Below are 20,087 nucleotides of genomic sequence, written 5' to 3' on the forward strand. Positions count from 1 at the left end.
TCACGCAGTGCCCGAACTGGAATGGTTGCCAGCAGATTGCTTAGAGGTGCCGGATACGCCGATGGCGGTTTGCTTGGGCTCTGGCGCGAGGATTCTAGCGCGAAAAAAAATGAATAACACTGCAACTGTGGCGAGCGGGCTTGCCCCGCGTTGGGTTGCGTAGCAGCCCCAAAAACGCTGGGAGCGCTACGCACTCCAATGCGGGGCAAGCCCGCTCACTACAGCAACCCCGTTCGCCACAGGGTACTTATTCTATCTAAAGACCTTGAAAGGGCACGCTCTTGGAGTGGATTAATGGGGGTGGAGCAATAGCGCCTGCTCCATGCTGGCCAGCTTGATTTGGGTTTCCTCATACTCCTTGGCCGGCTGGGAGCCCTCGACAATCCCGCAGCCTGCGAACAAATGACAGTGCCGTGGGCTGATCAGCGCCGAACGCAGCGCCACCAGGAAATCCCCGTTGCCCTGTGAGTCCAGCCAACCCACAGGTGCCGCATACCAGCCCCGGTCGAAGCCTTCGTGGCGCCGGATGAAATCCAGGGCTGTCGTGCTGGGTAAGCCACCCACCGCCGGCGTCGGGTGCAGCGCCTGGATACCGTCCAGCAAACGCTTGTCGGGGTTGAGCTGCGCCGTTATCGACGTACTCAGGTGCTGCACGGTGGCCAGTTTCAGCAGGCCGGGGCAGGGCGCGGCCTGGAGATCACTGACCTTGCCGCTCAACGCCTGGGTGATCGTCTGCACCACCAGTTGGTGTTCATGGTGTTCCTTAGGGTCGGCCAGTAACCGCACACCGATAGCCTGATCTTCGTCGGCGGTGAGGCCCCGTCGCGCGCTGCCTGCCAGGGCATGGGTGGTCAGGCGACCCGCCTGGCAACTGAGCAGTCTTTCGGGGGTGGCCCCCATGAAGCAATGCTCGCCACGGTGCAGCGCAAACAGGTGGGAAGCGTTGCGCCGTGCATGCAGTCGCTGCATCACTGCACCCGTGTCGAGGGGCGCGTCCAGCTGGTACTCGATATGCCGCGCCAACACCACTTTGTTCAAGTCGCCACCTGCAATGGCTTGCAGCGCCGTATCGACCTTGCCCTCCCATTGGTCTGAAGGCAGTGCGTTGCGTTCGATGATGTGCGGCGCAGTGGCCGTCGCGCTGGGCGGGTTGAGCAATTGCAAGTAGGCCGCCAGACTCTCGCGGGTCAAGGCCGCCGGGTCGCTGTCGGGTTCGATCACCCGCTGGCAGCGCAGCCAGCGGCCGTCGGCTTCTTCGCTGAGCAGCCAATGGGCCAGGTGAAAACTGGTGTCGGCGAAGGCCGCCCACTGCGCTGCGCAGGGCCGCTGTTCGTCGAAACGCATGCCGCCCAGCAGCAACGGTAGCTTGGGCCCGTCGACTACCGCGTCGGCGCACAGGGCGAACCAGTGGCGGTCCACCTCACGCATGCGCTGGGGGCCGCTGGCCTCAACCTGCCAGGCGCAGCCCAGGCCGAACAGGGCCAGGTCCGGCGAGTGCGTGCACCAGAAGAAACCCTGTCGGTGGGCTTCATAAAGGGCCAGGGCCTCAAGCGTTGGGGTGGCGTGCGCGGCAACGGCGAGGACCGGCCGTTGATACGCTACGGCCCGCTCGTGCGCGGTCTGGAACACCTTCAACAAGTCATCTGCGTTCATACCGCCGTGCTCTTTTTCTGCAGCCAGAAGGCGGTCTGTTCGGCGATGTACCAGTGGATGATCTGGTTGAACAGACTTTCGACAAACTCACCGTCCAGCCCCACGGCCTGCGCCCATTCCCGCCGCTGCGGCAGCATCGCGGCCACGCGGTCGGGGGCGGCGATGCTGGCCTGGTCCGGCTTGAACTGCGAGGCCGCCTTGACGTACTGCATGCGCAGGCCGAGGGCGTCGATGATCTGGTGGTCGAGGGTATCGATGGCGTGACGGATGTCGGTCAGGCCGGTGCAATCTTGCGGGGTTTTCATACCAGGGCTTCCTTGAGGCAGGCAGTGCGTTGCAGCAGGTGGTCAATGACTGGGCGCGGCTGTTGCTTGAGGTAAAAGTGATCGCCCGCGAACAGGCGGATATCCGGGGTGTGGTGGGTCAAGTCGGTCCAGGCACAGGCCTGGTCAAGGCTGACTTCACCGTCGTCGGTGCCCAGCAGCACATCAACCGGCGCGGCCAGGCGATGCAGGTGTTGCGGGCGCCAGGTTTCGATGGCCTGGTAGTCGCTGCGCAGGGTGGGCAGGAACAGCCCGCGCAGTTGCGGGTTGGCCCACAGGCCGGCGGCTTCGGCATCCTGGCGCAGGATGTCGGCGATCAGCGTCGCGTCGTCCTGGCGGTGCAGGTCACTCCGTGGTTGCCGGTGGGGCGGCGGGTGGGCGGAAACGAACACATGCGCAGCCCCGGCCCCCGCTGCCTCCAGCTGCACGCCCACGGCGTACGCAAGTGCCGCGCCCATGCTGTGACCAAACAGCAGCAAGGGGTGGGCGGGCAGGTTCAGCAGCGCCTGGGCGATGTGTGTGGCCAGCGTCGGCAGGCACGGTACGTGTGCCTCGTTGAATCGCTCTTCACGCCCGGGGTATTGCACCGCCAGCAGGTCGATGTCGCCCGGCAGGTGCGCCAACCATGGGCGGAAGAAACTTGCGCTGCCACCCGCATGGGGCAGGCACACCAGGCGTGCGCGCGGTTGGTTGCCCTCACGCAGGGCGCGCAGCCAGGCACTCATAGGGCCAGCACCTGTTCGGCCAAGGCTTTGCGGTTGACCTTGCCCAGGCGTGTCAGTGGAAACTCGTGTAGCACCTGCAAGCGGTCCGGCAATTTGTAAGCGGCCAACCCACGTTCGCGCAGCCAGGCGTTGATCGAGGCCAGGTCGATACGCTCGCCGTGGGCCAGCACACAGGCACAACTGCGCTCGCCCAGGAGTTCGTCCGCCAGGGCCACCAGCGCCACGTCGCGGATCAGCGGATGACCGAGCAGCAGGTTCTCGATCTCTTCCACGGGGATTTTCTCACCGCCGCGATTGATCACATCCTTGCTGCGCCCTTCGACAATCAAGTGCCCCTCGGGCAGGCGTCGCACCAGGTCGCCGCTGCGATAAAAACCGTCGGCGGTAAAAGCGCGCAGGTTCTGCTCGCCGGCGTTGTAGTAGCCGCGAATGGTGTAAGGCCCGCGCACCAGCAACTCGCCCACCGCACCCGGCGCCACGGGCACGTCGTCGGCATCGACAATGCGGATTTCATCGTCGGCCGTCAGCGGCAAACCCTGGGTGTCGTAGACGCGCTGTTGCGGGTCGTCCAGCGGCGTGAAGCACAGCAACCCCTCCGCCATGCCGTACACCTGTTGCAGGCCGCACCCCAAGGTCGGGCGGATACGGGCCGCGATCTCGGCCTTGAGCCGTGCACCACCGACCTGCAGCCATTGCAGGCTGCTCAGGTCGTTATCGGACCATTGCGCCACTTCCAGCCAGAGCATCACAAGCGGCGGGATCAGGGCGGTGTGGGTAATGCGTTCGCGCTCGATCAACTCGAAGGCGGTGTCCGGGCTCGGTTCCGGCGCCAGCACGAGGGTGGCGCCGACACTGAACACGCCCAGCGCGCCGGGGGAGGCGAGGGGGAAGTTGTGCGCCACCGGCAACGCGGCCAGGTAACGGGTGTCGGCATCGAACCCACACGCCTGGGCCGCCAGCCGCGCATTGCAGGCGTAGTCGTCATGGGTGCGCGGGATCAGCTTGGGCAGGCCGGTGGTGCCGCCGGACAACAGCAGCACCGCCACTTCGCGCGAGTCCGGCGCGGGCCATTCGCGCGGGCTGGCGACGCACTGCGCCAGCGCCACGAACTCCTCCGCTGCGCCGACCACCCACACCTGTTGCAGGCTTGGCACTTGCTCGCGCAATGCGCGCGCCAATGGGCGGTAGTCGAAGCCCAGATGCTGGTCGACGATCACATAGGCCACCGCCTGGCTGAGGTGCGCCAGGTGCGTAAGTTCATGTTCGCGATGGGCCGGCAGCGCAAACACCGGAATGGCGCCCAGGCGCAGCAGGGCAAAGGTCAGGCTGAAAAACTCGGCGATGTTCGGCAACTGCACCAGCACCCGCTGGCCGGCCTCCAGCCCACGCTCGGCGAGGCCGGTGGCCAGGCGGTCAGCCTGCCGGTCGAGTTCGGCGTAGCTCCAGCGCCGGGTGCCGTCAACCAAGGCCTCCTTGTGCGGCGTGCGCCGGGCCTGCTCGCGCAGCAGATCGCCCAGGGCCACGCCACGCCAATAGCCTTGTTCGCGGTAGCGTTGGATAAAGTCGGCGGGCCAGTCAGTGCATCCATCAAGCATGGCAATCTCCTTGGTCAGTCGGGCCGCCCAGCAACTGGGCGCCGTGCAGATTCAGCGGGTGCGCAAGGCCGGTGATTTGCACCGCCTGTACGCCGGTGTGTGCGGCCGGCTGGATACGCAGCAGCGGATCGTCAGCGGCGAGCAGGTCCAGGGCGGCCCGGTCGGCGGGGTGTACACCGAGGTGGATCGCCGCCAGCCCGGTGGCGCCATTCGGGTGGACCATCCGCGCCGGGTGTTGGGAAGGGATGTAGGGCGTGACCAGGAAGGGCAGGCGGTCATGGCGCGGGTACACGAAGCGAAAACGGGTGTGGCTGCCGTCGGCGCAGGTGCGCCGCCAGTTCACCGTGCGGCCCATGCGCACGCCGCCGGCTGCCAGGCCGTCAAGGCGTGGGGCCAGGTCTTCACACAGCAATGCCAGGTCGCAGAAACCTTCGCCCTGGGCCGCCCAGCGCAGCATGCGGCGCCCCGCGCCACGCCCGGCCAGGCAATCGATGGGCCACTTGAATAGCCAGGCGTGGCGTGGGGTGGTGAGCAATTCGATGATCGGTCCCTGGGCGAACCAGATGTGCGCGTGTTGCGCACGCGCTTCGGCGGTGGCGTAGGTTACCTCGAAACCGGCCGCGCGAAAGGTCGCCACGGCCTGGTGCAGATCGCGCACCCACAACAGCACATGGCTGCAGTGGGAAGAGGAAGGGGCAGTGTTCAAAACGGCAGGGCTCCCAGCAGTTGGGCGGTGTCATCACCGCAGGGGGGGTGTACGCCGTGGGCGCAGGCGTGGAGTTCAGCCAGGGGCAACGGGCGCGGCACCGGTGGCTCGATCAACGCGGGCATGCCGATCAGGCTGTTCATTTCGCGCCAGGCCATCGACACTTCGGTGGCCCACACACCGCTGCGCAAGCGGCGCGCGGGCGTCTCGATGTCGTCGCACAATTGATCCAGGGCAACGCTGACCGCGTCGGGCCAGACCTGGTTGAACACCTGGTGGTAGCTCGCCGGCACCTGCGGGTCGAGCACGACCATGGTCGGCCCGGCCAGCCGTTCACTGCCGACGCCGGCCATGATCAGGCGGTCGGTGCCGTCCCGCGCTGCGTGCAGGCGTGGGTTCCACAGCAGCGGGCCGTGGGTGTCGCACAGGCTGAGCACGCCGGCTTCGCAACCGACTTCCAGGCGGTGCAGCAGGAAGGAATGGTTGTCCGGGTCCTGGGGATGCACCTGGTTCTGGATGCGCAGGCTGATCGGCACGCCGTTGAAACTCGCGCTGAGCCGTGTGAAGGGTTGTGCGCCGACGCCTACCGCAGGCTCGGCAAACAGCCACGGGCGCAGGCCACCGGCCAGGCGCCCGAGAATATCCAGCAGCGGGTAGGCCACCTGGCTGTTGCACGCCGCCTCGATATAGGCCAGGCCCTGGTGTTCGCGCAGGTAACTCGCCACGGCCAGGAAGCGCCGGATCGCGAGGATGTTCGGGTACAGCGTATTCACCGCATAGGCTGCCTGGCCCTGGCGTGCGGCCTGCATGCACGCGGCGATTTCACGGTGGTGCACCGGGTGCTCCTGCAACACATGGATGCCCCGGCGCAGCAACTGCTGGGCCAGTTCGCTGCCGGCGCCACCGGTCGCGCCGGAACGCACCACGATGCAGGCGATATCCACATCCTCCGGCACCTGTTCCACCGAGGCGTACAGCGGCACGCCGTAGTGATCGGCGCAGGCCTGGGAGTAAGCATTGCCGCGCGACAGGATGCCCACCAGCGCATAGCGTTCGTGGGCACGGGCCAGGGCTTGCAGGTAGATGCGCCCAAACGCGGTGCCGGCAACGATCACGCGTTTACGGACCAACGCGCGGCTCATGACCAGCTCACCGGCAGGCAGTGGGCGCCGCGAAAGAACGTTGCCGTCTTCCACTGCACCTCGCCACACCGTTGCAGCCCCGGCATGCGCTGGACCAGCGCGTGCAGGGCCTCTTGCAATTCCACCCGCGCCAGGGCCGAGCCGATGCAATGGTGCAGGCCATGGCCGAAGCCCAGGTGGCCGCCGGCATCACGTTGCAGGTCCAGCACCTGCGGTTCGGCAAAGCGCGCCGGGTCGTGGTTGGCCGCACCGATCGAGGCGAACACCGCTTCGCCCTGGCGCACCAAGGTCTCACCCACCTGGATATCCTCCAGGGCGTAGTGCACGAACATTGCCGCTGACGCCAAGGGGATGTAGCGCAGCAGTTCTTCCACGGCCTGGGGTATCTGTGCGGGATCCGCCTTGAGCTGTTGCCATTGCGCGGGGTTGTCCAGCAGCACCTGGATGAAATTGGGAATCTGCGAGGCACTGCCCTCATACCCGGCGACCAGGATCGCGATGCACAACAGCAGCAATTGCTCCTCGCTCAGATGCTCGCCCTGTTCGTTGGCCTGGGTCAGGGCGGTCATGAAGTCATCACGCGGTTCGCGGCGCCGCTCGGCAACCAAGCTATTGATGTAGGCCGCGAGTTCGCCCAGATGCTGCTGGGTCTGTGCGGCGTCTTCGGCGCGGGTGGACAGCAACGAATCGTTCCACACCTTGAAGCGGTCGCGGTCCTGCAGCGGTACGCCGAGCAGTTCGCAGATCAGCGCCAGGGGCAGCGGCAGGGCGTAGTCGTTGACCAGGTCGGCGGGCGGGCCGGCGGCCAGCATGCGGTCGATCAACTGATGGGCGCAGGCTCGTGCATGAGGGCGCAAAGCTTCGACCCGGCGCCGTGTGAAGGCCTGGGCCGCCAGCGAGCGGATGCGCGTGAGTTGCGGTGGGTCCATCATCACAATCCCACCGGCGATACGCGGGAAGGCACGCGGGGCGTCGTCGCGGTGGAAGGCTTCGCTGCGGCTGAAGCGTCGGTCGCCGAGCACCAGGCGTACATCGTCATAGCGCGTGGCAAGCCAGGCGGGAGCGCCGATGGGCATCTGGATGCGCAACAGTCCCGGTGCTTGCTGGGCATGGCGATAAGGTTCAGCCAGTGCAAGGTCGGTAAAGGCGTTGAAGGGGTAGGCCAACGGGGTCATGGCAAGTCCTTGGCAGTGTTGAAGTCGGGCAAGCGGGCCGGCAGTTCAAGGTGCAGGGCAGGCTGGCCAAGGTGTTCGGCCAGCGCTGCGCGGCTGAGGCGTTGCGCCGGAACCTGGGCGACGAACACACGGTGGCCCAGACTTGCCAGGGGATGCCCGGCGGCAGGCAGGCTGCGGTTGCCGTGGAACCCGGCGTCTGCCAGCGCGGTTTGCCATTGGCTGAGGTTCAGGAAGGTGGCGCTGCTGAGTTGGCGTTCATCGCTGGCCTGGTTGAGCATGAATGCCTGGGAGGCCATGACCCAGAACTCCTCCTGGGTCGGTTCGCTGAACACCAGCCAGCCGCCCGGCTTGAGCAGGGCAAACAGGCTGGCGAGGGTCTGCCCGGTATCGCGGGCCGCGTTCAGCACGCCGCCGGCGATGATCAGGTCCCAGGACTGGCTGGGATAACCCTGGGCCAGGGCGGGACGGTCGATGTCGAACACGCCGTGGCGTACCCACGGCCAGGCCTGCAGGCGCTCGGCCGCTTGCTCGCTGAAATAGCGCGACACGTCGGTGCACAGGTAGTCCACGGCGGCAGTTGCCAGGGCCGGCAGTACGGCCTGGGTGGTGGCACCGGTGCCGGCGCCGATTTCAAGCACGCGCAATGGAGGCTCGACCGATTGACGTGCGGCCCACGCGCCAAGCCATTGGGCCACGGCGCTGTGCTGATACTGTGCCGCGAGGTTCTCGCGATAGAGCGCGGCCGCGCGCTCGGTACGTCCTTCGGGAAACAGCAGGTGCACCGCCGCGCAGTCACCGCGCATCAGCGCCGGCAACTGGCGGGCGTTATCCCGTGCATAGTCGAGGGTGCCGCTGCCGCCGGTGTTGCGGATCCAGTCCACGCGCAACTGCACCCATGCGGCTTCCAGCGCTGCGTCGCTCCAGGCAGCGGCGTCAAGGGTGGGGTACAAACGGTCGGCTTCGCGGCGCAGCAGGCCTTGGGCTTGCAGGGCATCCAGCCAACGTGCGATCAATGGGCGGTGGCCGGGCGCGATGCCCGCGTTGGCCAAGGCCTGAGCCACGTTGTCGAGGGGGGCCGGCAGCAGGCCGCAGTGCTGCAAGCCGTTGAGCATCGACAGCAAGGCGGTGTGCCCGAGTTGCTGGTTGAGCCGGACCGCTTCGGTCAGCCGGCTGCCGGCAAACTGCTGGTCGAGAGCGGCTTCGGTGGCGGCCAGGTGATCGTCGACCGCTGCCGCTGCGCACGTCTGTGGCACGGCAAACAGCGTCTGGCCTTGCAGTGCCGCCGCCGTCACCGCCGGATGCTCAAGGGCCAGTGCGCACCAGCGCTGATGTTCGAGCTTCACGCTGGCCAGGTCGCGCCATTCGCCCTGAGCCTCCATGAAACCCTGGACCCGGCAATCGAGCTGCGCCGATGCGCGTTGCGCCAGGCGCCATTCGCCCGGTTGGGTGCTGATGAACAGCACATCTTCCAGGTGGCCGAGATCACTCAAGGGCAGGGCAGGAAACGCCAGCAGGCGCTCCAGTTGTTCGGCGCTCATCATTACCACCGACGGGCGCTGGCGTTCGAGGACGGCGAGCAGGCGGGCCGGTGCGAGTGGGTGGGCACCGAGATCGGTCGGGGCCGGCAAGCGCCATGGGTGCGCCACCGCCGGCAGGTCGATCAGTAGGGTGTCGACGTTCATCATGAAACTCCTGTGGCATAGAACAAGCGTTGTCCGGCAGCGGCCAGTGGGTCGGTTGCCTCGGGCCATACGTCAAGCAACTGCAAACCCCCGGCGTGCAACGCCTGGCGCCAGGCATCGGGCGACATGAAGGCTTCGTCCCCTACGCGCGGCGGTGCATCGGCCGCTGGCGACAGCAGCAGGTGCATGAAGGTCAGCATGGCCGGGTTGTCGGCGATGGACTCACTGAACAGCAACGTCCCACCCTCACGCAGGCAGACGCGGATTTGCCCCAGGCTGAAGGCCAGGTCGCGGGCGTTGTGCAGCACATTGCCGGCGATCACCAGGTCCTGGCTGGCGTCCTGGATACCTTGCGCGCCGAAGGGCTGGTCCAGGTCGAGCAGGGCACAGTGCAGCCCCGGCTCCAGGCGGAACTGGCGGTGCGCTGCGCCGGTAAACAGCGAACTGATGTCGGTAAACCGATAGTCCTTCTCACGGTCTTCCAGTGCGCTCAGGACGGCCTGAGTGGTACAGCCGGCGCCGCCACCGAGTTCGAGTACGCGCAGCACTTCACTGGCGGCACTGACACTGCGCGCCCGCGCCGCCAGCGCCGTGTTGATCGCTGCAGTGAAGTGGTTGCGCTGGTAGGCACCCAGCACCGCCACCGGATCACCGCCTTGCAGCAGCAGGTGCGCCAGGCAGAGCCGGTCGCGCAGCAGGTCCGGCAGGCAAGCGATGACCTGTGTATGCAGCGCCGCCATGTGGGGCGGGAAGCCCAACTCGGCGTACAGCCGTGGCAATTCACTGATGCAGGCGTGTGGCGGCGCAGCGTGCCAGGCAACGCGCTCGCCATCGTCGCGCAGGTGGTTGGCAGCGCTCAGTGCCGCGAGCCAGCGCCTTACCACCCAGGCATGCCGAGGTGCCGTACCCAGGGCCTGGTTGATCTGCGGTGCACTGCGCCAGACATGCAGGGGCAGCGCCTGGGTGTCCATCAAAACCTGGGCCATGACGTTCAGGCTCAGGTGCTCAAGTTCACGGAGCGCGCTGCTCACAGGCTACCCTCCTGCGCCTGTTGCAGTTCATCCAGGGGGCCGTGCAGCAGATTCAGCGCGCGAATCGCCGCGGTGCGCAACAGGCGCTCGACCGTCGCGGCAGGCGGCAATACCTGGGCGGCAACATGGCAGCCGGGGCGGATCTCGCCCTCCATCGCGCTGACCACCGTGGCCGCCGCCACCGCCCCGGTGAGCGCCGCATTGCCCGTGCCGCTGAGCACCAGGCTGCGGGTGCGCACCTCGCCCTGGTACACACCGTCAAGTTGCAGCAGCAGGGTGACAAAGGGTGGCTGGCCGCTCAGGTCAAGCAGGCTGGCGTCGCACAGGCGCTGCACGGCATCGGCGCGCGACAGGCCATGGGCCTGGTCGAGGACCTTGAGCACATAACCGTCGGTGATCACGTTGAACCACTCACCAACCTCCAGCATCAGGCCCTTGGCAAGGCATTCGCCTTCGTGATTCAGGTAAGGCAGCACATGCACCTGGCCAGGGAAGCAGGGCAGCGGTACGTCCCGCCGGCGCCGCAGCGCACGGCTGCGACGGCCCTGGTGCCAGGCGGCCAAGGGTTCGCTGCTGCCATCTGCTGCGCCTTGCAGAAAATCATCTGCGGCCACGGCGGTGAAGCGGTCGCGCAGGCCGAAATAGCTGGTGAGGCGGTGAACCTGGGTAAACGCCTGCGCGGCCAGCCAGCGCGGCATCAGGCCTGTCAGCCCGGGTTGCAGGCCGGCGCCGAGCACTGCGCAACGGCCGCGCCACTGGCTGGGTTCAAGGCTCATGTCACCGGCGGCGTCGACATAATGCGCATCGGTCTTCAGCGCGGCCTGTGCGGCCAGGTCCCGCAACTGCCAGGACGGCCCCGCGCAGTTGAGCAACACATCGCAACCTCGGGCGAACGCGGCCAGGGTATGCGCCTGCGTGAAGTCCACCGGCGTCCATTGCAGGCGTGCCTCGGGCCATTGCTCGCGCAGCAGCGCCAGGCACTGCGCGCCCTTGACGTCATCGCGCCCGCCCAGGCGCAGCGTGTTCACCCCCAGGCTCAGCAGTGCCCGGGCACTGGCCAGGCCGACGTCGCCACTGGCGCCCAATACACCGATCAGCATGGCTGTGCCTGCGCATCCAGGCGCCAGCCGCTGGCGCGCTGGCGGTCATGCCAGAACCCGGCGTAACGCCCCCCGAGCGTCAGTAACTGTGCGTGGTTGCCCGATTCCACCAGGCGACCTTCATCCAGTACCAGGATCTGGTCAGCGGCCATGATGGTCGGCAAGCGATGGGCGATCACCAGCACGGTGGCGCTTTGCATCAGGCTGCGGATGGCCGCTTGCACGAAAGCTTCGTTGTGCGGGTCGAGCGCGGCGGTGGCTTCGTCCAGCAGCACAATCGGTGCGCGCTTGAGCAGCGCCCTGGCCAGGGACACGCGCTGGCGCTCGCCCCCGGACAACGACGCGCCACCTTCGCCCACCGGCGTGCTCCAACCCTGGGGCAGGCGCGCGACGATTTCATCGACACCCGCCAGGCGGGCGGCCTCGGCGACCTGACGTGCAGTGGCGTCCGGGCTGCCCACGCGGATATTCGCTTCGAGGCTGTCGTCGAACAGGTACACGTCCTGCATCACCAGGGACAATTGCGCCATCAACGCTTCGCTGGATAGCTCGCGCACGTCCACACCGCCGACCTTGACACTGCCCACCGTGGCGTCGAAAAAGCGCATCAGCAGGCGCGTGACGGTGGTCTTGCCCGAGCCGGACGCACCGACAATCGCGGTCATCGAATGGGCCGGCGCCGTGAATGTCAGGTCACGCAACACCGTCGGGCCGGTCGGGTAGGCGAAGCTCACATGCTCGAAGGCCAGGCTGCCCGGCGCTGTGAGCGGTTGGCTGGTCACAGGTTCCGGCAGCGGTGGTTCGCGCAGGATGCCCACCAGTTGATCAAGGTCGTTGGCCGCCATGCGCAACAGGCCGCTGCGTGCGGCGGCTTCGGCCAATGGCCCGACAAACCGCGCCGCCAGGGCCAGCAGCGCGACCAACTGGATAGCGTCGATTTCAGCGTGGGCGGCCAAGGCAATGCCCACGCCCACGAACAGCGCGAACGCCAGTTGCACGGTCAGGCCGCCGGCGAGCAACTTGGGAAAGGTCTGCGACAGCATCGAGCCACCGGCCTGTTTTTGCGCCTGGTTGGCTGCCTGCAACGGCGCGTAACCGTCCTGGGTGCGGCCAAACGCACGCAGCACTTGCTGGTAGCGGGCGAACTCCACCACCCGGTTACCGGCCAGTGTGGCGGCGGCTTCGACCCGTGCGTCGTTGCTGCCGATGGCGGTGGCCGACCAGTGATGGGTGAAGTAGATCAGCGGCGCGCACAGCACGGCGGTCAGGCCCAGGCGCCAGTCGAACACAAACAGGGTCAACGCCACTGTGGCCGGCACCACCACCCCGGAAACAACCGGCCCCAGGTAATGCGCAAACAGCCCGGTGACCATGAGCGTGCCGCTGGTAGCACTGCGCGACAGGCGCCCGACCTTTTCCGAGTTGAACCAGCCCAGGGGCAGGCTGACCAGGTGTTGGCCGAGACGATCATGCAGCGTGGTCAACACCACCAGCGCCAGGGCGAAGCCCTTCATCGCCTGCTGGTAATGGGCGATACAGGTCAGCACCACCATCGCCGCGAGCCCGGCCAGCCACTTCAGTGCCGTGTGCAGGTCTGCGGCGAACAGCGCGTGCAGGATCGGCACCAGCAAGGCCACGGCCAGGCCTTGCAGCACCGCGCTGGTCACCAGCCAGGCGAGGTAGCGATACAGCCGGGCGGCGTGCGCGGGGCCCAATAAAGTCACAAGGCTGCGGATCACAAGGACATCTCCAGGTGAGGGGTGGTGGTCTCGCTACTGGCGCGCCACAGGCGGGCGTAGGCGCCATTGGCCGCCAGCAACTGTTCATGGCGGCCGCTTTCCAGCACGCGGCCCTGGTCGAGGACGACGATCTGGTCGACACCGCTGATACTCGCCAGGCGATGGGCGATCACCAGCACCGTGCGGCCACGGGCCAGCGCCGACAGCGCGTCCTGGATCAGCGCTTCGGATTCCGGGTCCGCGTGGGAGGTGGCTTCATCGAGGATCAGCACCGGCGTGTCGGCCAGCAGGGTGCGGGCGATGGACACGCGTTGCGCCTCGCCACCGGAGAAGATCGCGTCTTCGCCGATCACCGATTGATAGCCCCGGGGCAGCGCCTGGATACGCCCATGGATCTGCGCCGAGCGCGCCGCCGCCTCGACCTCGGCATCGCTGGCACCAGGGCGGCCCAGGCGCAGGTTGTCGGCGACCGTGCCGTGCACCAGTTGCGCGTCCTGCAACACGAAGCCGACATGCTGGTACAACTGGCGCGGGTCGATCTCGCGCACATCGGCGCCACCTATGCAGATACGCCCGGCGTTGACGTCGTGAAAGCGTGGCACCAGCTTGGCCAGGGTCGACTTGCCCGCCCCGGACGCACCGACCAGGGCGGTCACGCTGCCAGCCGGGCAATGCAGGTCGACACCCTTGAGGATCAAGTGCTCGGGGTCATAGCCGAACTGCACTTGTTCGAAGCGGATATCGCAGCCGTGGGGCTGCACGCAGGCCTTGGGCGTGGGCAACTCCTCGACGGCCAGCAGCGCTTCGATGCGTTCGGCGGCGGCCAGGGCGGTGCGCTGGGCGGTGAGGCTCTGGTTGATCACCAGCAGCGATTGTGGAATCACTACCGCCACCAGGGTTTCGGCGAATAATTCCAGCGGCGTGATCCAGCCGTGCGCCAGCAACAGGCTGCCCAGCCCCAGGCTCACCAGTAGGATCACCGGCACACTCAAGGCCATCGATGAGAACGCCTCCAGGCGCAGCAACGGCTTGACCCAGCCGGCGTACTGCGCGCTGAACTGGTTGACCGCCTGCTGATAGCTGCGGTGCGCCTGGCCGACCCGGCCGAACGCCTTGACCACGGCAATGCCGTGCACGAACTCGACAATCGCCGCGCTGACCCGGGTCATGCTCTTGTCCAGCAACTGCATCTTGGTGCCGAAGCCGCGCATCATCAGGGTGTAGGCCACCGCATAGATCGGCAACGTCGCCACCGCCAACAGCGCCAGGCGCCAGTTCAGTGTGGCCAGCCACAGCAAGCCGGCCAGCGGCGTGACAACGGCTGCCGTGAGTTCCACCGCATGGTGGGCGACCAGGTGGTGCAGGTCTTCAAGGTCGTCCTGCACCACCTTGCGCACGGCACCGGAGGTGGTGTCGGTGTACCAGCCCAACGGCACGCGCCCGAGCTTGCGCACCATGGCGTCGCGCAGACTCGACTGCAGGCGGTGGTCGGCCACATGGGTCAGCCACAGCGCCACCCCGCTGGCCATCCAGCCCAGGCTCAAGGCGATCACCACCAAGGCTGCCCACCCCCACAGGGTATGGTCGTGGGCATCGCCGGCCAGGAGCAGGCGACCCAGTTCGGTCAGGCCGATAAAGGGCACCAGGTTGACCAGCGCGCCCAGGGCGGCGAACACCACACCGAGGCGGATCAGGCGGTTGACCGGGCGTTTCAACATATGGAGGGCAGTGGTCATGAGTTTTTCCGCAGGGCCTCAAGCAGGTGGGCAGTGACGAGGTGCACGTGGGGCGGTTCGATCACGCTGAAGTGATTGCCGGGCACGTCGATCAAGTCGAACCGGCCCAGGCACGCGTCCTCCCAGAACGGCGCCGCCAGGTGGCCGACGCCGCCGGTGATGCCGAACGATTGCTGCTCCAGGCAGCGCAGGTACGTCATGTTGCCGAGGAACGGCGGCGGGTCGAACCGTGCCGCGCGCATGCTGTGGCGGCACACGCGGAACAGGGTTGGCACCAGCTCCGGCCCGATGGGCACACCGGCCTGGCCCGACGCCAGGCGTGCATACTCCGCCAGGCGTTCCGCCTGGCTGCGTGCCGACTGTTTCTGCACGGCCAGCGCCAGGGCGTCCAGGCCGGGATCGCCGCTCAGGGCGGCCATGGCCCCGGCGGGTACGCGGCGGTTGTCGCGGGCCATCAGCAGGTCGATGGCGCGGTACACGTCGTAGTCCTCGATGTGCGCGCCGAACACGGTCTTCACCGGGTCCAGGTTCAGGTTGGGCACGAAGATCGCCTCATAGGCCAGCTCTTCATCGGTGTCGATAAACATCGGGATGCTGTCGATCAGGCTCAGGTCGACCACCTCCATGCCGCGTTCGAGCAAGCGCCGGGCGACTTCGGTGGCCAGCAGCCCGCCCAGGCAATAGCCGATCAACTGGAAACGCTGGTGGCCGTCGGCAATCAGGCGTTCGGCGTAGTCCTGGGCCACGCTTTCGATCAGGCGCTTGGGTTCCAGGGCCAGGTATTGCTCGGTGTCGGCCACTGCAAAGCCGAGCACCGGCCCGGCCTGCTGCTCGGCCAGGGCACGGCCCAGGTGTTGGAAATAATCCAGGGTGCCGAGGGCCGCATGGAACATCACCCGCACCGGGCCGACCTCGCCACCGCCAAACGGCACCACCAGCGCGTTGCTGCTGGATGAGCGCTGCGCTTCAGCGCTGATGGCTGCGGCGCTCGGCGTGCTTTCGCCATGCTTGAGCAGGCGCGCGAGGGCGGCGATGTTCGGCTCGTTGAGCATCTGCCGCAGCAGGGTGTCGTAGCTCAGGCCCTGGGCCTGGGGCAGTTGCTCACGCAACTGGCCGGCGACGCGGGCCAGGATCAGCGAGTCGGCGCCTTTCTCGTAGAAGCTGTCATCCACACCGATCTGTGCCAGCCCCAGGGCTTCGGCCCACAGGCGGCACAATTGGGCGGTGAGTGGATTGCTCGGTGCGTCCTGGCCGGCAGGCGCCTGGGCATCGACGGCGGGTCGCCAGGCGGCTAGCGTGCGGCGGTCGACCTTGCCGTTGGCCGTCAACGGCATGCGGTCCAGCACTTGCAGGTGCGCCGGCAGCATATAGTCAGGCAGGCGTTGGGCCAGGGCACGGCGCAGGCTGTCGACACTCAGGCGGTGCACGCCAGCCTTGAAGCGGGCGGCGAACACCTGCATGCCTAGGGCGACCAGCGGATGATCGGCGTGGGGCAGGGCGGGCAGGCATTCGCCGCCGAATGCCTGGATACGTGCCTGCCAGATCTCGGCGTTGCGCAAGCCGCTGCGGCCATGCTCGTGGTCGCCGTTGACCGGGGTCATCATGAAGCCCTGGGTCAGCAGGATCGGCGGCCATTCGCCGGTGGGTTCGCTGAACACCAGCCAGCCGCCGGGGCGCAGCAGCTCAGTGATGTGGCTGAGGCTGGTGTCGATGTCCTTGACGCTGTTGAGCATGCCTGCGCACAGCACGATATCCACGCTGTTGCTGGCCAGGCCCTGCGGGCGGTAGTCCTGGTCGATGTCGAGCACGCCGTAGCGCACCCATGGCTGGTCGGCAAAACGCTGCTTGGCCGCCGGCAGGAAAAACGCGGTCATGTCAGTGAACAGGTAATCGACGTCCAGGCCATCGAGCAGGCTGATCACCGACGCGCTGGTGGCGCCAGTGCCGGCACCGATTTCGAGGATGCGCAGCGGTCCGTCACCCTCATGGTGGGTGGCGAGTCGATTGATCAACGCCGCGATGCTGTGGTTGTTGTAGCGCGACACCGCATCCCCGCCGTACAGCTGCAAGGCACGCTCCTGACGGCCCTGGGGGAACAACAGGTCGAACGGGTTGACTTCGCCGCGCAACAATTGCGGCAACTGGCGCACGTGGTCGAGCTGATAGTCGAGCAGCGCCTGGCTGCACAGGCCCGAGGTGACGGCTTGCTCCACCCGGCCCCAGGCCAGCGCCGGTTCCGGTGCAGTGTGTGGCAGGCGATAGCGCGTGTGCTCAAGGCGCAACAGGCCCGCTGCACACAAGGCCTCCAGCCAACGGCGCACCAGCCAGTGATGGCGGGGTTCTGCCTGCAAAGCCCGCAGGATGTGCTCGACATCCGGCTCGACCTGCTCAGCGCGGAACAGCCCGGCCTTGAGCATCACGTCCAGCATTGAGCTCAAGGCGGCGGCATTGAGGTCGGCCTGATAGGCGTGCACCTGTTGTGCTTCGAAGGAGCCGACCTGGTTCTCGGCATAGCGGTTGACGGCATTGAGCAACGGCGCTCCAGGCAGCGGCGCAGGTTCGGCACGCGCCGGGGTGACAAACGCCAGCAGCTCGCCGTTGAGCAGGCTGGCCGCGCCGTCCACGCCTGGTGTGGCGAGCAATGCGGCGTCGATTTCGCCCAATTCCACGCGGTGCCCACGCACCTTGACCTGGCCATCCTCACGGCCGAGGAATTCCAGTTCGCCACCCGGCAGGTAGCGCCCACGGTCGCCGGTGCGGTACAGGCGCTGGCCGTCGAGAGGGTGGGCAAAGAAGCGTGCCTCACTGAGTGCCTGATCCCCCAGGTAACCCTGGGCCAGCCCGACACCGGTGATGTACAGCTCGCCGGGCACCCAGGTCGGCGCATCGCGCCATTGGCCGTCGAGCACACGAAAGCCCTGGTTGGCCAGGGGCAGGCCGTAGGGGATGCTGCGCCACGCCGGGTCAATGGTGCCGATGGGGTGCAGGTTGGACCAGATCGACGCCTCGGTCGCACCGCCCAGGCCGACCAGCTTCAGGCCGGGCAGCAACGCGTGCAGTTGTGGCGGCAGGTTCAACGGGATCCAGTCACCGGACAACAGCGCCAGGCGCAGGCTGTCCAGTGGCCGTGGCTCGGCCTGCAGGTAGTGGGCGAGCATGTGCAACTGCGCCGGCACCGAATTCCACAGCGTGACCTGATGGCGCTGCACCTGTTCGGCCCAGTGCGAAGGGTCTGCGCCCCGCGCCGGGTCGGGCAGTACCAGCGTGCCGCCTACGGCAAGCGGGCCGAACAGGTCGTACACCGACAGATCGAAACTCAGCTGCGCCAGCCCGAGCACGCGGTCGCCGGCGTTGACCTGGAAGCGCCGGTTGATGTCTTGCACGGTATTGAGCGCGGCACGATGACTGATCATCACGCCCTTGGGCTCGCCGGTGGAGCCGGAGGTGTAGATCACATAGGCCAGGTCATCGGCGCTGGCATCGACGGTTTCGAAACCCGGTGCAGCCGGCGGCAGTTGGTCCACGGCATGAAACTGCACGGCATGCGGCAGTGGCGTATCGGGCAGGGCGCGGGATTGCCCCAGCACATGGCGTACCCCTGCGCCCTGCAGGATGCGGTCGCGCCGGGCGGCCGGCGCGCTGCTGTCGAGGGGCAGGTAGGCGGCGCCCGCCAGCAGCGCACCGTAGGCGGCCACCACCTGGTCGAGGCCCTTGGGAATCAGGATCGCCACCGGTTCCTGGGCGGCGCAGCCGGCGTCACGCAGGGTCGAGGCCACCGCCAGGGCGCGGGCGACGAGTTCTGCGTAAGTCAGGCTGCCATGGGCGTCGATCACCGCCACGGCATTGGGGTGTTCCCAGGCCATGGCCAGCAAGCCGTCATGCAGGCGGCCGGTGGGCAAGGGGGCGGCGGTGGCATTCGCGGCCAGGCGCTCGCGTTGCTGCCAGGCCGGCAAGGGCACATCGATGGGATGGTCCCAGGCCGCCGGGTCATTCGCCAGCAGCTGCAATTGGGCGAGTAAGGCCTGCTGCATGTCCTCGATCAAGCCTTCAGGGAACACGCCCTGGCGTACGTCCCAGTGGATGTGCAAGCCGTGACGGTCATCCATCACCTGGCAGTCCAGCGTCACTTGCGGGGTCTGGGTGATCCCGTGGCCGACCTGGCGTTGACTGCCCGCTGGCGGTTCGACGCCCAGGCCGATGGCGCTGGTGAACACCACCGGCATGGCGGCGGCCTCACGTCCGCGTCGACGGCCGATTTCCCGCATCACTTGGATACCGGAAAACAGCCGGTGCTCCAGGTCGGCAAACAACTGACCGCCCAATTGCCGGGCCTGGTGGGTGAAGTCCTGGCCCTGGGGATCCTTGACGTGCAGCAGGCTGACCGAGGTGAAATCCCCCACCAGCCGATCCACCTGCGGGTGCAGTGGCAAGCGGTTGAGCAACGTCAGGTTGAGGCTGAAGGCGGGTTGTTGGCTCCAGCGTTGCAAGGTGCCGACATAAGCGGCGAGCACCACCAGGGTCGGCGTGAGGCCGCGCTCGCTGGCGGCGCTCTTGAGGGCTGCCCAGTGCGTAGGGTCCAGGTGCGCCGACTGGCGCTGGAAGCGCGGCACGCTGATGTCTTCGCCACTCAGCGGCGTGGGCAGCCGGGGCGCGGCGGGCAACTCATCGATACGCGCCAGCCAGTAGTCGCGGTCGCGTTGATGACGGCTGCCTTCGAGCAGTCCACGCTCGGCCAGCAGGTAGTCACGGAAGCTGATGTCCAGGGCCGGCAACACCGCCTGAGGGTCGTGCAGCAATTGCTCCAGCTCATTGAACAGCAACTGCGCGCTGGCCCAGTCGGCAAGCAATGAGTCCATGGAAAAGTGCAGCGTGTCGCCGTTGTCACTGTGGCTCAGGCGCAATTCGAAGAGGGGCCAGACGTCGGTGGGGTAAAGCTTTTGCTCCATGGCCTGGCGGATCTGTTGCACGGCCTGTTGGTGCTGCTCGCGGGTGGCGCCCCGCAGGTCCGTGACGGCTACCGGGTAGTGGCCGACGTCGGCGAGAACCCGTTGCGAACCTTCGCTGGCGATCACGGCGCGAAGCATCGGGTGACGGGCGATCAGTTGGTTCCAGGCCTGTTCCACCCGTTGCGGGTCGAGGCTCGGCCAACTCAGTTCGAGGTAGCCATGGCAGGCCACGTTGCCGTAGCCAAATGATGATTGGCGCCCCAGCAGGTAGGCGTTCTGCACATCGGTCAGGGGAAAGGGCGCGTGGTACTGCGCCGGGTCGGCCTCGACCAGCGGGTGCTCCTGGCGTTCCAGCAGTTGCAGGATTTGCTGCTTGTGTTCACGCAACTGGGCCAGGCGTTCGGCGTTGAGCAGGCCTTGGGGCGCGCGGAATTTCAGTTGGCCATCCTGTGGCCAGAGTTCGACGCCCAGGGACTTGAGTTCGTTTAACAGTGTGGCGGCGGGCATGGCTACAGCTCCTGGAAAAAGGGAAGG

At 67.1% G+C, this 20,087-nt stretch carries 13 protein-coding genes; all 13 read right to left on the reverse strand.

Going from position 1 to position 20,087, the window contains the following annotated elements:
- Positions 1-291: 291 nt before the first annotated feature.
- From BLR69_RS05230 to BLR69_RS05290, 13 genes are read right to left on the reverse strand one after another with little or no spacing between them, the layout of a single operon-like run.
- On the reverse strand, positions 292-1,653 hold the full coding sequence (locus BLR69_RS05230; RefSeq protein WP_071495759.1) for an isochorismate synthase: 1,362 nt from the start codon (positions 1,651-1,653) through the stop codon (positions 292-294).
- Entirely contained in the window at positions 1,650-1,958 is a 309-nt protein-coding gene (locus BLR69_RS05235; RefSeq protein ID WP_071495758.1) for an isochorismate lyase, read from the reverse strand. Before BLR69_RS05235 ends, BLR69_RS05230 begins: the two co-directional genes overlap by 4 nt.
- Positions 1,955-2,701, reverse strand: a complete 747-nt coding sequence (locus BLR69_RS05240) for a thioesterase II family protein (RefSeq protein ID WP_071495757.1) — start codon at positions 2,699-2,701, stop codon at positions 1,955-1,957. The genes BLR69_RS05235 and BLR69_RS05240 overlap by 4 nt, the downstream gene beginning before the upstream one ends.
- Complete coding sequence (locus tag BLR69_RS05245; protein WP_071495756.1) at positions 2,698-4,296, reverse strand: (2,3-dihydroxybenzoyl)adenylate synthase; 1,599 nt, start codon at positions 4,294-4,296, stop codon at positions 2,698-2,700. The genes BLR69_RS05240 and BLR69_RS05245 overlap by 4 nt, the downstream gene beginning before the upstream one ends.
- Positions 4,289-5,002, reverse strand: coding sequence for a VOC family protein (locus BLR69_RS05250; protein ID WP_071495755.1), 714 nt, complete (start codon positions 5,000-5,002; stop codon positions 4,289-4,291). Before BLR69_RS05250 ends, BLR69_RS05245 begins: the two co-directional genes overlap by 8 nt.
- On the reverse strand, positions 4,999-6,144 hold the full coding sequence (locus BLR69_RS05255) for a Gfo/Idh/MocA family oxidoreductase (protein ID WP_071495754.1): 1,146 nt from the start codon (positions 6,142-6,144) through the stop codon (positions 4,999-5,001). Before BLR69_RS05255 ends, BLR69_RS05250 begins: the two co-directional genes overlap by 4 nt.
- Entirely contained in the window at positions 6,141-7,319 is a 1,179-nt protein-coding gene (locus BLR69_RS05260; RefSeq protein WP_071495753.1) for a cytochrome P450, read from the reverse strand. The genes BLR69_RS05255 and BLR69_RS05260 overlap by 4 nt, the downstream gene beginning before the upstream one ends.
- Complete coding sequence (locus BLR69_RS05265) at positions 7,316-9,001, reverse strand: class I SAM-dependent methyltransferase (RefSeq protein ID WP_071495752.1); 1,686 nt, start codon at positions 8,999-9,001, stop codon at positions 7,316-7,318. The genes BLR69_RS05260 and BLR69_RS05265 overlap by 4 nt, the downstream gene beginning before the upstream one ends.
- Positions 9,001-10,032 (reverse strand): class I SAM-dependent methyltransferase, encoded by a 1,032-nt coding sequence (locus BLR69_RS05270; protein WP_071495751.1) that lies wholly within the window; start codon positions 10,030-10,032, stop codon positions 9,001-9,003. Before BLR69_RS05270 ends, BLR69_RS05265 begins: the two co-directional genes overlap by 1 nt.
- Entirely contained in the window at positions 10,029-11,132 is a 1,104-nt protein-coding gene (locus BLR69_RS05275) for a saccharopine dehydrogenase family protein (protein WP_071495750.1), read from the reverse strand. Before BLR69_RS05275 ends, BLR69_RS05270 begins: the two co-directional genes overlap by 4 nt.
- A complete protein-coding gene (locus BLR69_RS05280) occupies positions 11,126-12,871 on the reverse strand; it encodes an ABC transporter ATP-binding protein (protein ID WP_071495749.1) in 1,746 nt (581 codons plus the stop codon). The genes BLR69_RS05275 and BLR69_RS05280 overlap by 7 nt, the downstream gene beginning before the upstream one ends.
- Positions 12,868-14,607: an ABC transporter ATP-binding protein gene (locus BLR69_RS05285; RefSeq protein WP_071495748.1), complete on the reverse strand. Its 1,740-nt coding sequence runs from the start codon at positions 14,605-14,607 to the stop codon at positions 12,868-12,870. The genes BLR69_RS05280 and BLR69_RS05285 overlap by 4 nt, the downstream gene beginning before the upstream one ends.
- The gene (locus BLR69_RS05290; RefSeq protein WP_071495747.1) at positions 14,604-20,060 is read right to left on the reverse strand and encodes a non-ribosomal peptide synthetase; all 5,457 of its coding nucleotides are present in this window, start codon (positions 20,058-20,060) and stop codon (positions 14,604-14,606) included. The genes BLR69_RS05285 and BLR69_RS05290 overlap by 4 nt, the downstream gene beginning before the upstream one ends.
- Between the last annotated feature and the right edge of the window lie 27 nt (positions 20,061-20,087).

It is taken from the genome of Pseudomonas azotoformans (genome assembly GCF_900103345.1).
In the GTDB taxonomy this organism is placed as follows: Bacteria; Pseudomonadota; Gammaproteobacteria; order Pseudomonadales; family Pseudomonadaceae; genus Aquipseudomonas; species Aquipseudomonas azotoformans.